Raw genomic sequence first — 13,873 nt, 5'->3', positions numbered from 1 at the left:
CTTTGGCCAAGACCAAAGTGACCCGCCGTAAGCGCCAGTGGCGCCACCACCGACACCAGATATACACGCGATTCAACAAGCCCCCCTCAAAAAGCCCAACTCAAACACCGCGCTCAAAAGTTGGAAGGCTTCTTGCAAAGGCAGCGCCAAACGCCCATTCAGGCGTCAAAGTTTTTGCTTGAAGAGGATTTGCGGTGGATCGCACTCAGTTAATCAACAGCGCCCGAAACAACCTGGCTGGTCTCGGCCGGGGCAACCTGGGCGTGCCGCTGTTGCTGCTGGTGATGATGGCAATGATGATGTTGCCGATTCCACCGTTCCTGCTCGACGTCTTCTTCACCTTCAACATCGCCCTGTCGATCGTCGTCCTGCTGGTCTGCGTATACGCCCTGCGCCCGCTGGACTTCGCTGCGTTTCCCACCATCCTGCTCGTGGCAACCTTGCTGCGTCTTGCCCTGAACGTGGCCTCCACGCGCGTGGTCATGCTCCACGGCCAGGAAGGCCACGGTGCTGCGGGCAAGGTGATCCAGGCCTTCGGCGAGGTAGTGATCGGCGGCAACTACGTGGTCGGTGCGGTGGTGTTCGCCATCCTCATGATCATCAACTTCGTCGTGGTCACCAAGGGCGCCGGGCGCATTTCCGAGGTGAGCGCACGTTTCACCCTTGACGCGATGCCTGGCAAGCAGATGGCGATCGACGCCGACCTCAATGCCGGCCTGATCGACCAGGCTCAGGCCAAGGCCCGACGCGCCGAAGTCGCCCAGGAAGCCGAGTTCTATGGCTCCATGGACGGTGCCAGCAAGTTCGTTCGCGGCGACGCCATCGCCGGGCTGCTGATCCTGTTCATCAACCTTATCGGCGGCATGCTCATCGGTATCCTGCAGCATGGCATGTCGGCCGGCGAGGCGGGCAAGGTCTACGCCTTGCTGACCATCGGTGACGGTTTGGTGGCGCAGTTACCCTCGCTGCTGCTGTCCACCGCCGCCGCGATCATGGTGACCCGAGCCTCCAGTTCCGAGGACATGGGCAAGCTGATCAATCGGCAGATGTTCGACTCGCCCAAAGCGTTGGCTGTTTCGGCGGCGCTGATGATCGTAATGGGCTTGGTTCCGGGCATGCCGCATATAGCCTTCCTGGGGCTTGGCGCGGCGGCCGGGGGCGGTGCCTACCTGGTCTGGCGTCGTCAGCAACAGGCCAAGCTCAAGGCCCAGGAAGAAGCGCAGCGCCAGCAGGACCTGCTGCCATCGCCCCAGCGTGCCTTGGAAACCAAGGAACTGGGTTGGGACGATGTGACGCCCATCGACATGATCGGCCTTGAGGTCGGTTATCGCCTGATTCCGCTGGTGGACCGCAACCAGGGTGGCCAGTTGTTGGCACGGATCAAGGGGGTGCGCAAAAAACTGTCCCAGGACCTGGGCTTTCTCATGCCCACTGTGCATATCCGCGACAACCTGGACCTGCAGCCGAGCGCCTATCGCCTCACCTTGATGGGGGTAATCCTGGCTGAAGCGGAGATCTATCCGGACCGGGAGCTGGCCATCAACCCGGGCCAGGTCTTCGGCACGCTCAACGGTATCGCTGCGCGCGACCCGGCGTTTGGTCTTGAGGCGGTGTGGATCGACGTCGGGCAGCGTGCCCAGGCCCAGTCGCTGGGCTATACCGTGGTCGATGCCAGCACCGTGGTGGCCACCCACCTCAACCAGATCCTGCAGAAACATTGCCATGAACTGATCGGCCATGAAGAGGTCCAGCAACTGTTGCAAGTATTGGCCAAAGGTTCGCCTAAACTTGCCGAGGAGCTGGTACCGGGTGTCATTTCGTTGTCGGGCTTGCTCAAGGTCTTGCAGGCGTTGTTGGCCGAGCAGGTGCCGGTGCGGGATATCCGCAGTATCGCCGAGGCAATCGCCAACAATGCTGGCAAGAGTCAAGATACCGCCGCGCTGGTGGCGGCAGTGCGCGTCGGATTGTGTCGCGCCATCGTGCAAAGCATTGTCGGCGTTGAGTCCGAGCTGCCTGTGATCACCCTCGAGCCAAGGTTGGAACAGATTTTGCTCAATAGTCTGCAAAGGGCCGGGCAAGGCCAGGAAGACGGTGTTCTCCTGGAGCCGAGCATGGCCGAGAAGCTGCAGCGTTCGCTGATCGAAGCGGCCCAGCGCCAGGAGATGCAAGGCCTGCCGGCCATTCTTCTGGTTGCCGGCCCGATCCGCGCCATGCTGTCGCGCTTCGGTCGCCTGGCTGTACCGAATTTGCATGTTCTGGCGTATCAGGAAATACCTGACAACAAGCAAGTCACCATCGTTGCCACCGTGGGCCCCAACGGCTGAGGTAGTGGGTTATGCAAGTTAAGCGTTTTTTCGCCGCCGATATGCGTCAGGCCATGAAGCTGGTCCGGGATGAGCTTGGCTCCGACGCCGCCATCATCGGCAACCGGCGCATCGCCGGCGGTGTCGAGTTGACGGCCGCGCTGGACTACAAGCTGTCCGCCCTGGCCCCACGCGTGCCGAACATCGAACTCGAGGACGAGCTGCGCAAAACCCAGACGCGCATCGCCACCGCCCAGGCCGAACTGAGCACACGCAACGAAAGCGACGAAATCGGCAATCGCCAATTGTTCGCCGGATTGTCGTTGACCGCCTCCGAGCCACTGGTCGAGCCACAGGTTGACGCGCCGGCGCAGGTTGCGGCTCCAGCGCCGGCACCGGTCGATCCACGTCTGTTCGATGCCATGCGCTCGGAGCTGTCGGGCCTGCGCGAGTTGCTCGAAGTCCAGCTCGGATCCCTGGCCTGGAGCCAACTGCAGGGCAACAAGCCGCAGCAGGCCAACCTTTGGCGTCGCTTGCAGCGTATCGGCCTGTCGGGCCCGATCGCTCGCGAAGCACTCGAGCTTGCCGGCGAGATCGAAGACCCGCGCCACGCCTGGCGCATGATCTTGGCCCACCTGGCACGGATGATCCAGGTCCCCGAGATCGAGCCGATCGAAGAGGGCGGTGTGATCGCCATGGTCGGTCCGGCTGGTATGGGCAAGACCACCACGTTGGCAAAGCTGGCGGCGCGCTACGTGCTCAAATACGGCGCCCAGCATCTGGCGCTGGTGAGCATGGACAGCTTCCGCATTGGCGCCCAAGAGCAGCTCAAGACATTGGGGCGCATCCTCAATGTGCCGGTGACCTATGTCGACCCGGGCCAGTCCTTGGCCCAGGCGCTCGATCCGCTGTTGCGCAAGCGCGTGGTGCTGATCGACACCGCAGGCCTGCAGGCCAGCGACCCGGCCCTGCGGCTGCAACTGGAGAGCCTGGCCGGACGCGGCATCGCCGCCAAGAACTACCTGGTACTGGCCACCACCAGCCAGAAGCAGGTGCTGACCGCCGCCTACCACAGCTACAAGCGCTGTGGCCTGGCCGGCTGCATCCTGACCAAGCTTGATGAAACGGCCAGCCTCGGCGAAGTGCTGAGCCTTGCCATCAGTCACGAATTGCCCGTGGCCTATCTGACCGATGGGCCGCGCATTCCTGACGACCTGCAACTGCCGCGCAAACATCAGTTGGTCAGCCGTGCGGTCAGTGTGCAGATGCAGGACGAGCCCAGCGAAGAGGCGATGGCCGACATGTTCGCTGATCTCTACCACAACCCAGGCAAGCGTGCGGGTTGACGAATGGACAGCGCAAAGAACCTGCATCATGAGCGTCGTGTTCAGCTCCTGATGTGGCCTGGGCCCCGAGACAAGGTAAAGAACAAACATGGGTAGCATGCATCCCGTACAGGTGATCGCCGTGACCGGCGGTAAAGGTGGCGTGGGCAAGACCAACGTTTCAGTGAACCTGTCCCTGGCGCTGGCCGAGCTCGGCCGCCGGGTCATGTTGCTGGATGCCGACCTGGGCCTGGCCAACGTCGACGTCCTGCTGGGGCTGTCGCCCAAGCGCACCCTGGCCGATGTCATCGAAGGGCGCTGCGAGCTGCGCGATGTGCTGTTGCAGGGGCCAGGCGGTGTGCGCATCGTGCCGGCCGCCTCCGGCACCCAGAACATGGTGCACCTGGCGCCAGCCCAGCATGCCGGGTTGATCCAGGCGTTCAGCGAGATCGGCGACAACCTCGATGTGCTGGTGATCGATACCGCCGCGGGAATCGGGGACTCGGTGGTGAGCTTCGTGCGCGCCGCGCAGGAGGTGCTGCTGGTGGTTTGCGACGAGCCGACCTCGATCACCGATGCCTACGCCTTGATCAAGCTGCTCAACCGCGATTACGGCATGAACCGCTTCCGGGTCCTGGCCAACATGGCGCAGAGCCCGCAGGAAGGGCGCAACCTGTTTGCCAAGTTGACCAAGGTCACGGATCGCTTCCTAGACGTCGCCTTACAATACGTCGGTGCCGTGCCTTACGACGAATGTGTACGCAAGGCGGTGCAGAAGCAGCGGGCGGTCTATGAGGCCTTCCCTCGATCCAAGTGTGCGCTGGCTTTCAAGGCCATCGCGCAGAAGGTCGACAGCTGGCCGCTGCCTGCCAACCCGCGCGGGCACCTGGAGTTTTTCGTCGAGCGTCTGGTGCAGCCTACCAGCGCAGGACCGGTACTATGAATGCGAGCGGTTTCAAGATGTACAGCCGGGCGGCGCGTGATGCCCAGTACGAACTGGTCGAACGTTATGCCCCTCTGGTCAAGCGCATTGCCTATCACTTGCTGGCGCGCCTGCCGGCCAACGTACAGGTCGAGGACCTGATCCAGGCGGGCATGATCGGCTTGCTGGAAGTGGCCAACAAATACGATGCCAGCAAGGGCGCGAGCTTCGAAACCTACGCCGGCATCCGCATTCGTGGGGCCATGCTCGATGAGGTACGCAAAGGGGATTGGGCGCCGCGTTCGGTACACCGCAACACCCGCATGGTCAGCGACGCGATACGCGCCGTGGAGGCCAGAACCGGTCGCGACGCTAAAGATCATGAAGTTGCTGCCGAACTCCAATTGAGTCTCGATGATTATTACGGGATTCTGAACGACACCCTGGGCAGTCGCCTGTTCAGCTTCGACGACCTCCTGCAGGACGGCGAGCACGAAGGGCTGCACGAGGATGGCGCCAGTGGCCAGCTGGAACCTTCGCGGGATCTGGAAGACGAGCGCTTCCAGGCCGCGCTGACCGAAGCCATCGCCAACCTGCCGGAGCGTGAGCGTCTGGTGCTGGCGCTGTACTACGACGAAGAGCTGAACCTCAAGGAAATCGGTGAGGTGCTTGGGGTCAGCGAGTCGCGTGTCAGCCAGTTGCACAGCCAGTGCGCCGCGCGCCTGCGCAGCCGTCTCGGGGAATGGCGGGCACGTTGAGCCAGGGTTCGCCACCGTCGTTGGATGTTGTACCGAATTGATTGAATGCGCGTCCGGGGGCCGGGCGCGTTTAAGACTGCTTGGAGGTCTAATTGAACAAAGACATGAAAATCCTCATCGTTGACGACTTTTCGACGATGCGGCGGATCATCAAGAACCTGTTGCGTGACCTGGGCTTCACCAACACCGAGGAGGCCGACGACGGCACCACGGCGTTGCCGATGCTGGAAAACGGCCACTATGACTTCCTCGTGACCGACTGGAACATGCCTGGCATGTCCGGCATCGACCTGCTGCGCAAGGTCCGTGCCCATGACCGCCTCAAGGGTATGCCGGTGTTGATGGTGACCGCTGAAGCCAAGCGCGACCAGATCATCGAAGCGGCCCAGGCCGGGGTCAACGGCTATGTGGTCAAGCCCTTCACCGCCCAGGTGCTCAAGGAGAAGATCGAAAAGATCTTCGAACGCGTCAACGGCTGAGTCACGTCAGGGGGCGCCATGGAGCAAATGAACACATCGTTGGGGGAGTTCGAGTCGACCCTGAAGAAACACGCCCAGGAACTGGTCGAGAGCCTCGAGCACGGCCGGTTCGGCGAGGCGGTGCAGCTGATCCACCAGCTGAACCAGACCCGCGACCGCGGCCTGTACCAGGAAGTCGGCAAGCTCACCCGCGAGCTGCACAGTGCGATCGTCAGCTTCCAGATCGACCCGCGCATGCCGCAGGCCGAGGAAGTGTCGCAGATCACCGACGCCACCGAGCGCTTGTCCTACGTGGTCAAGCTCACCGAAGGCGCGGCCAACCGCACCATGGACCTGGTGGAGGCGAGCACGCCGCTGCTCAACGACCTGCAGGCCGAGGCCCAGAACCTGAGCACCGACTGGCAGCGCTTCATGCGTCGTGAAGTCGCAGCGCCGGAGTTTCGTGATCTGGTCAAGCGCGTCGACAGTTTCCTGACGCAAAGCGCCGAGGGGAACCGCAAGGTCGCTGGCCATCTCAACGACATTCTCCTGGCCCAGGACTACCAAGACCTCACCGGCCAGGTGATCAAACGGGTGACCGCGCTGGTCACCGAAGTCGAAAGCAATCTGCTCAAGCTCGTGCTGATGGCCAGCCAGGTCGACCGTTTTGCCGGTATCGAACATGACCACCAGCAGCTGCGTGCTGAAAAAGATCAAGAAAAACATCCGACTCGGGGTGAAGGTCCGCAGATTCATGCCGATAAGCGTGAAGATGTCGTGTCCGGTCAGGACGACGTCGACGATTTGCTGTCCAGCCTGGGTTTTTAGGGAGCACGTTCAATGAGCTTCGGCGCCGATGAAGAAATCCTCCAGGATTTCCTGGTAGAGGCCGGCGAAATCCTCGAGCAACTGTCCGAGCAATTGGTCGAGCTGGAAAGCCGACCGGAAGATGCGGACCTGCTCAATGCGATCTTCCGCGGTTTTCACACTGTAAAAGGGGGCGCCGGCTTCCTTCAGCTCAATGAGCTGGTGGAGTGCTGCCATATCGCCGAGAACGTGTTCGACATCCTGCGCAAAGGTGAGCGCCGGGTCGATGCGGAATTGATGGATGTGGTGCTCGAGGCACTGGATACGGTCAACAGCATGTTTGGCCAGGTGCGCGAGCGCAGCGACATTACCCCGGCCACGCCGGAGTTACTGGCCGCACTGTCGCGTCTGGCCGAGCCGGCCGGTGCCCAGGCCCCAGCGCCTGCGGCCCAGGCTCCAGCCGTCGCCGAAGCCGAGCCTGCGGTCGAGCCCGACATCACCGACAGCGAGTTCGAACAACTGCTCGACTCGCTCGATGCGGTGAAGGCCCAGGCCGAGGCTACCGAACAGCTGCAGGGTGAGGTCGCCGGAAGCGACAGCGACGAGATCACCGATGCCGAGTTCGAGTCACTGCTCGATCAGTTGCACGGCAAAGGCCAGTTCTCTGCCCAGACGCCTGCGCCTGTGTCGGCTGACAGCGTCGCGGCGCCGAGCAGCGATGAAATCACCGACGATGAATTCGAAGCGTTGCTCGATCAGTTGCACGGCAAGGGCACCTTCGCCGCCGATGCACTGCCTGGCGCCACGGCCCAGGCACCTGCTTCGGTCGAGGCGAGCGCCCAAAGTGGTGACATCACCGAGCACGAATTCGAAGCTTTGCTGGATCAGCTGCACGGCAAAGGCAAGTTCTCCGGTGACGCGGCCGTGGCTGCGCCTGAGGCCGTGGCCAAGGCCGACAGCAAGCCTGTCGCCAAGCCTGAACCGGCGCCGGTGGCCAAGCCTGCGGCTGCCAAACCGGCCGCGCCGGCCCGCGCTGCAGCCCCAGCCGCCGAAAAGCCTACGGCCAGCGAAGCGGAAACCACTGTGCGGGTCGACACCGCGCGCCTGGACGAGATCATGAACATGGTCGGCGAACTGGTGCTGGTGCGTAACCGTCTGGTCCGCCTGGGCCTGAACAGCGGCGATGAGGCCATGTCCAAGGCTGTGTCCAACCTCGACGTGGTCACCGCCGACCTGCAGACCGCGGTCATGAAGACCCGCATGCAGCCCATCAAGAAGGTCTTCGGCCGCTTCCCGCGTCTGGTTCGCGACTTGGCCCGCCAGCTCAAGAAGGAAATCAACTTGGAGCTGGTCGGTGAGGACACCGACCTGGACAAGAACCTGGTCGAGGCCTTGGCCGACCCGCTGGTGCACTTGGTACGCAACGCCGTCGACCATGGCATCGAAATGCCCGAGGAGCGCGAAGGCGCCGGCAAGGCACGGACCGGCCACGTGGTGCTGTCGGCGGAGCAGGAAGGCGACCACATCCTGCTGTCGATCTCCGACGACGGCAAGGGCATGGACCCTAACATCCTGCGGGCCAAGGCTGTCGAAAAGGGCCTGATGGACAAGGACGCCGCCGATCGCCTGAGCGAATCCGATTGCTACAACCTGATCTTCGCGCCGGGCTTCTCGACCAAGACCGAGATCTCCGACGTGTCCGGTCGCGGTGTGGGCATGGACGTGGTCAAGACCAAGATTTCCCAGCTCAACGGCTCGATCAACATCTTCTCGGCCAAGGGCCAGGGTTCGAAGATCGTCATCAAGGTGCCCTTGACGCTGGCGATCATGCCGACCCTGATGGTGATGCTGGGCAACCAGGCGTTCGCCTTCCCGCTGGTCAACGTCAACGAGATCTTCCACCTGGACCTGTCGCGCACCAACGTGGTCGACGGCCAGGAAGTGGTGATCGTGCGCGACAAGGCGCTGCCACTGTTCTATCTCAAGCGGTGGCTGGTCCAGGACCAGGTGCACGAGGAGCAGCGCGAAGGCCATGTGGTGATCCTTTCGGTCGGCACCCAGCGTATCGGCTTCGTGGTCGACCAGCTGGTGGGCCAGGAAGAGGTGGTGATCAAGCCGCTGGGCAAGATGCTCCAGGGCACCCCGGGCATGTCCGGCGCGACCATCACCGGCGACGGTCGCATCGCATTGATCCTCGACGTGCCGAGCATGCTCAAGCGTTACGCCGCCCGTCGAATTTGATTTCGGTGGCGCACCTTGGCGGTTGCGCCGCCTAATGGAGTGTTTATGGTAGTCAAGGTCCTGGTGGTGGATGATTCCGGTTTCTTCCGCCGCCGCGTCTCGGAAATTCTCTCGGCCGACCCGACTATCCAGGTCGTGGGTACTGCGACCAATGGCAAGGAAGCGATCGACCAGGCAATCGCCCTCAAGCCGGATGTCATCACCATGGACTACGAAATGCCCATGATGGATGGCATCACGGCGGTGCGGCACATCATGCAGCGCTGCCCGACGCCAGTATTGATGTTCTCCTCGCTGACCCATGAAGGCGCCCGGGTCACCCTCGACGCCCTGGATGCCGGCGCGGTGGACTACCTGCCGAAGAACTTCGAGGACATCTCGCGCAACCCGGACAAAGTCCGGCAGTTGCTGTGCGAGAAGGTCCACACCATTTCGCGCAGCAACCGCCGGTTCGGCGGTTTCGCGACGGCAAGCCCGGCGCCTGCGCCTGCCAGCCATGCACCGACCAGCAGCTTCGCAAGCCCTTCGCCGGCCCGCGTCTCGACCCCGGCCGCGTCCGTGCCCCGTTCTGCGCCCAGCAGCCATTCGCCGGCACCCAAGCGCAAGCCCTACAAGCTGGTAGCCATTGGCACGTCCACCGGCGGCCCGGTGGCGCTGCAGCGCGTGCTGACGCAACTGCCGGCCAGCTTCCCGGCGCCGATCGTGCTGATCCAGCACATGCCGGCGGCCTTCACCAAGGCCTTTGCCGAGCGCCTGGACAAACTGTGCAAGATCAGTGTCAAGGAAGCCGAGGATGGCGACATGCTGCGCCCGGGGTTGGCCCTGCTGGCCCCTGGCGGCAAGCAGATGATGATCGACGGCCGTGGCGCGGTGAAGATCCTGCCGGGCGATGAGCGCCTGAACTACAAGCCCTGCGTCGATATCACGTTCGGCTCGGCGGCCAAGTCCTATGGAGACAAGGTCCTGTCTGTGGTTCTCACCGGCATGGGCGCCGACGGTCGCGAAGGGGCCCGCCTGCTAAAGCAGGGCGGCAGCACCGTCTGGGCCCAGGATGAGGCCAGCTGCGTGATCTATGGCATGCCGATGGCCATCGTCAAGGCCAACCTGGCCGATGCGGTTTACAGCCTGGACGAGATCGGCAAGCATCTGGTCGAGGCGTGCGTCTGATGGATGTCCTGAGCCTGATTGGCCTGATCCTCGCGTTCGTCGCCATCGTCGGCGGCAACTTCCTGGAAGGCGGCCATGTCGGTGCCTTGCTCAACGGCCCGGCGGCGTTGATCGTGCTGGGCGGTACCCTGGCGGCGGCGCTGCTTCAGTCGCCTCTGTCGGCCTTCAAGCGGGCATTGCAGATCCTGCGCTGGATTTTCTTCCCGCCGCGCGTCGACCTGCCCGGCGGTATCGATCGGGTCGTCAACTGGAGCCTGACCGCGCGCAAGGAAGGCCTGCTGGGTCTTGAAGGGGTGGCGGACGCCGAACCCGACCCGTATGCGCGCAAGGGCCTGCAACTGCTGGTGGACGGCGCGGAGCCCGAGTCGATCCGCAGCATCCTCGAGGTCGACTTCCTGACCCAGGAGAGTCGCGACATCCAAGCGGCCAAGGTGTTCGAGAGCATGGGCGGCTATGCGCCGACCATCGGCATCATCGGCGCGGTCATGGGCTTGATCCATGTGATGGGCAATCTGGCCGACCCATCTCAGCTGGGCAATGGCATTGCGGTGGCTTTCGTCGCCACCATCTACGGCGTGGCCAGCGCCAACCTGATCCTGCTGCCGATCGCCAACAAGCTCAAGGCCATCGCGCTGCGCCAGTCGCGCTACCGCGAAATGCTGCTCGAAGGCCTGCTGTCGATCGCCGAAGGGGAGAACCCACGCTCGATCGAGCTGAAGCTGCAAGGCTTCATGGAGTAAGCCATGGCCCGCCGTCGTCACACCGAGGAACACGAAAACCACGAACGCTGGCTGGTGTCGTACGCCGACTTCATCACCTTGCTGTTCGCCTTCTTCGTGGTCATGTATTCGATCTCCTCGATCAACGAGGGCAAGTACAAGGTCATCTCCCAGGCTCTGCTCGGCGTATTCAACGACCCTGAGCGCAGCATGAAGCCCATCCCGATCGGCGATGAACGCCCGCTCAGCGTCAAACCCGCCGAGCCGCTGATCAAGGACAGCGAGCAAACCGACGCAGGCCTTGCCCAGAGCAATGCCGACCCGCTGAAGACCATTAGCGATGACGTGCGCGACGCCTTTGGCGACCTGATCAAATCCGACCAAATGACCGTGCGCGGCAACGAACTGTGGGTCGAGATCGAGCTCAACTCATCGCTGCTGTTCGGCAGCGGTGACGCCATGCCCAGCGACACAGCGTTCTCGATCATCGAGAAAGTGGCCAACATCCTCAAGCCTTACGCCAACCCGGTGCATGTCGAAGGGTTCACCGACAATTTGCCGATCCGTACCGCTCAATACCCGACCAACTGGGAGTTGTCCTCCGCCCGAGCGGCGAGCATCGTCCGCCTGCTGGCGATGAACGGTGTGAACCCGGCGCGCATGGCTTCGGTGGGGTATGGCGAGTACCAGCCGGTGGCCAGCAACGAGACGGCCGAAGGGCGGGCGCGTAACCGTCGAGTGGTGCTGGTGATTTCCCGCAACCTGGAAGTACGCCGCAGCCTGACCGGGTCCGGTAGCGCCAATGCCACGCCGGACGCGGCCTTGCGGCGGGCTGGCACACAAACTGCACCGACAACGCCTGCACCGGCGGTTGGGGGCTGAGCCCGTCAATTGTCCGTCACTGAATTCAAACCGTTCCCGGCAGGGCAGGCGGCCATTGCGGGGGGAAGCAACGCACGATGAGAGTCTGGGCAGTAGCCAATCAAAAAGGTGGCGTCGGCAAGACCACCACCACCATCGCCTTGGCCGGGTTGCTGGCCGAAGCGGGCAAGCGCGTGGTCGTCGTCGACCTCGACCCGCACGGCTCGATGACCAGCTACTTCGGGCACAACCCTGATGCCCTGGAGCACAGCTGCTACGACCTGTTCCTGCACAAGGGCACGGTGCCCGAGGGCTTGCCAGGACAACTGTTGCTGCCCACCAGCGACGAGCGTATCTCGCTGCTGCCTTCGAGCACCGCATTGGCCGTGCTCGAACGCCAGTCGCCGGGGCAGAGTGGCCTGGGCCTGGTGATCGCCAAGAGTCTGGCGCAGCTGTGGCAGGATTTCGACTTCGCCCTGATCGACAGCCCGCCGCTTTTGGGGGTGCTGATGGTCAATGCCCTGGCTGCCAGCCAGCAGTTGGTGATCCCGGTGCAAACCGAGTTTCTCGCGGTCAAGGGCCTGGAGCGCATGGTCGGGACATTGGCCATGGTCAACCGCTCGCGGCGCCAGGCGCTGCCCTACCAGATCGTGCCGACCTTGTTCGACCGTCGCACCCAGGCGTCTCTTGGCACGCTCAAGGTCTTGCGTGACAGCTATGGTGAGCAGGTCTGGCAAGGCTACATCCCGGTCGACACGCGCCTGCGCGATGCCAGCCGGGCGGGGGTCACACCTTCGCAGTTCGATGGCAAGAGCCGGGGGCTGATCGCCTACCGGGCATTGCTCAAGCATCTGTTGACCTACAAACCCGCATTGCAGGTGGCCTGATGAACCCAGCACGGCAGACCACCACCAAGCCGCAATTGGCCTTGCAGTCCTACCTCGATGGCCTGTTGCAGGACGCCACCGAGGAGCTCGATGCGCCCCACGCGCCGGCCGAAGAGGCGATCGTCGATGAATTCGCCGCCGCGGTGCGTGAGGAGCAGGCCAGGGACGCCGAGCGTCAGGCCGCACCGGCACCGGTTGCTGCGCGCCCCTTCGCCGAGCCGAGTGCAGTGACGGTGTTGCCAACGGTCCTGAAACCGGTCGAGGTGACGCCGGAGCCTGCGGCCGTCAACGTCGAACCCGAAACTCCAGCAGTCGAGGCCCAGGCAATCGAGCCGGTGGCGCCCCTGGTGGATGTCTACCTGCCGGCCGCCAATCCTCCTGTGCCACCGGCGACGGTGGACGGTCGCCCGGCCTGGGCGGCAGAGCCCTTCGAGTGCTTGCTGTTCGATGTCGCAGGGCTGACCCTGGCGGTGCCGCTGGTCTGCCTGGGCTCGATCTACAGCCTGGCGGGCCAGGAGTTGACGCCGCTGTTCGGCCAGCCGGACTGGTTCCTGGGCATCCTCACTTGCCAGGCGGGCAATCTCAAGGTCCTGGATACCGCGCGCTGGGTCATGCCCGACCGCTATCGCGACGATTTCCGCCAGGGCCTGCAGTACGTGATTTCCGTCCAGGGCTATGAATGGGGGCTGGCCGTGCATCAGGTCAGCCGCTCCCTGCGCCTGGACCCGGCCGAGATCAAATGGCGCAGCCAGCGTGGCCAGCGGCCTTGGCTGGCCGGCACCGTGATCGAACACATGTGCGCCTTGCTCGATGTCGCCGAACTGGCCGAGCTGATCGCCAGCGGCGCCGTCAAGCAAATGCATGCCAAACACCAATGACTGAAGGCCACAACTGCCGTGGCCATAGCGAGCACACCGCCAATGGCGGATTTTGAGGGGTAGGGGAATGAAAAAGTCGTCTGCACAAGGTTCCGAAGATCCGATCCTGCAATGGGTAACCTTCCGCCTGGACAATGAGTCCTATGGCATCAACGTCATGCAGGTGCAGGAAGTCCTGCGCTATACAGAGATCGCTCCGGTGCCTGGTGCGCCGAGCTACGTGCTGGGCATCATCAACCTGCGCGGCAACGTGGTCACGGTGATCGACACCCGTCAGCGTTTCGGCCTGATGCCGACCGAAGTCACCGACAACACCCGCATCGTCATCATCGAGGCGGACAAGCAAGTGGTGGGCATCCTGGTCGACAGCGTGGCCGAAGTGGTCTACCTGCGTCAGTCCGAGATCGAGACCGCGCCGAATGTCGGTAACGAAGAGTCGGCCAAGTTCATCCAGGGCGTGTGCAACAAGAACGGCGAGCTGCTGATCCTGGTCGAGCTGGACAAGATGATGACCGAGGAAGAGTGGTCCGAGCTGGAGAACATCTGA

14 protein-coding genes are annotated in these 13,873 nt (G+C 63.2%); all 14 read left to right on the top strand.

Going from position 1 to position 13,873, the window contains the following annotated elements:
• Positions 1–182: hypothetical protein (locus tag HMPREF3173_RS24735; RefSeq protein WP_218188857.1), on the top strand; the 182-nt coding region annotated here is incomplete at its 5' end.
• A 12-nt stretch (positions 183–194) separates the two neighbouring features.
• Complete coding sequence (gene flhA, locus HMPREF3173_RS23725) at positions 195–2,324, top strand: flagellar biosynthesis protein FlhA (protein WP_043212797.1); 2,130 nt, start codon at positions 195–197, stop codon at positions 2,322–2,324.
• Between the two features lie 11 nt (positions 2,325–2,335).
• The gene (gene flhF / locus HMPREF3173_RS23720) at positions 2,336–3,649 is read left to right on the top strand and encodes a flagellar biosynthesis GTPase FlhF (RefSeq protein ID WP_043212799.1); all 1,314 of its coding nucleotides are present in this window, start codon (positions 2,336–2,338) and stop codon (positions 3,647–3,649) included.
• Positions 3,650–3,737: 88 nt separating this feature from the next.
• On the top strand, positions 3,738–4,571 hold the full coding sequence (gene fleN / locus HMPREF3173_RS23715) for a flagellar synthesis regulator FleN (RefSeq protein WP_043212801.1): 834 nt from the start codon (positions 3,738–3,740) through the stop codon (positions 4,569–4,571).
• Positions 4,568–5,308: an RNA polymerase sigma factor FliA gene (gene fliA, locus HMPREF3173_RS23710; protein ID WP_043212803.1), complete on the top strand. Its 741-nt coding sequence runs from the start codon at positions 4,568–4,570 to the stop codon at positions 5,306–5,308. The genes fleN and fliA overlap by 4 nt, the downstream gene beginning before the upstream one ends.
• A gap of 104 nt (positions 5,309–5,412) precedes the next feature.
• Positions 5,413–5,787 (top strand): chemotaxis response regulator CheY, encoded by a 375-nt coding sequence (locus HMPREF3173_RS23705; RefSeq protein ID WP_011534888.1) that lies wholly within the window; start codon positions 5,413–5,415, stop codon positions 5,785–5,787.
• A gap of 18 nt (positions 5,788–5,805) precedes the next feature.
• Complete coding sequence (locus HMPREF3173_RS23700) at positions 5,806–6,594, top strand: protein phosphatase CheZ (RefSeq protein ID WP_043212807.1); 789 nt, start codon at positions 5,806–5,808, stop codon at positions 6,592–6,594.
• Positions 6,595–6,606: 12 nt separating this feature from the next.
• The gene (locus HMPREF3173_RS23695) at positions 6,607–8,814 is read left to right on the top strand and encodes a chemotaxis protein CheA (protein WP_070577163.1); all 2,208 of its coding nucleotides are present in this window, start codon (positions 6,607–6,609) and stop codon (positions 8,812–8,814) included.
• Between the two features lie 45 nt (positions 8,815–8,859).
• Complete coding sequence (locus tag HMPREF3173_RS23690; RefSeq protein WP_070577160.1) at positions 8,860–9,981, top strand: protein-glutamate methylesterase/protein-glutamine glutaminase; 1,122 nt, start codon at positions 8,860–8,862, stop codon at positions 9,979–9,981.
• Positions 9,981–10,721 (top strand): flagellar motor protein, encoded by a 741-nt coding sequence (locus tag HMPREF3173_RS23685; protein WP_043212813.1) that lies wholly within the window; start codon positions 9,981–9,983, stop codon positions 10,719–10,721. The genes HMPREF3173_RS23690 and HMPREF3173_RS23685 overlap by 1 nt, the downstream gene beginning before the upstream one ends.
• A gap of 3 nt (positions 10,722–10,724) precedes the next feature.
• Complete coding sequence (motD, locus tag HMPREF3173_RS23680; RefSeq protein ID WP_043212815.1) at positions 10,725–11,582, top strand: flagellar motor protein MotD; 858 nt, start codon at positions 10,725–10,727, stop codon at positions 11,580–11,582.
• Between the two features lie 77 nt (positions 11,583–11,659).
• A complete protein-coding gene (locus HMPREF3173_RS23675) occupies positions 11,660–12,448 on the top strand; it encodes a ParA family protein (RefSeq protein ID WP_043212817.1) in 789 nt (262 codons plus the stop codon).
• A complete protein-coding gene (locus HMPREF3173_RS23670; protein WP_070577158.1) occupies positions 12,448–13,326 on the top strand; it encodes a CheW domain-containing protein in 879 nt (292 codons plus the stop codon). The genes HMPREF3173_RS23675 and HMPREF3173_RS23670 overlap by 1 nt, the downstream gene beginning before the upstream one ends.
• Positions 13,327–13,393: 67 nt before the next feature.
• Positions 13,394–13,873, top strand: a complete 480-nt coding sequence (locus tag HMPREF3173_RS23665; RefSeq protein WP_003254393.1) for a chemotaxis protein CheW — start codon at positions 13,394–13,396, stop codon at positions 13,871–13,873.

The organism is Pseudomonas sp. HMSC08G10, from assembly GCF_001808425.1.
GTDB classification, from domain to species: domain Bacteria; phylum Pseudomonadota; class Gammaproteobacteria; order Pseudomonadales; family Pseudomonadaceae; genus Aquipseudomonas; species Aquipseudomonas guariconensis.
This window is presented reverse-complemented; position numbering and strand designations above follow the sequence as displayed.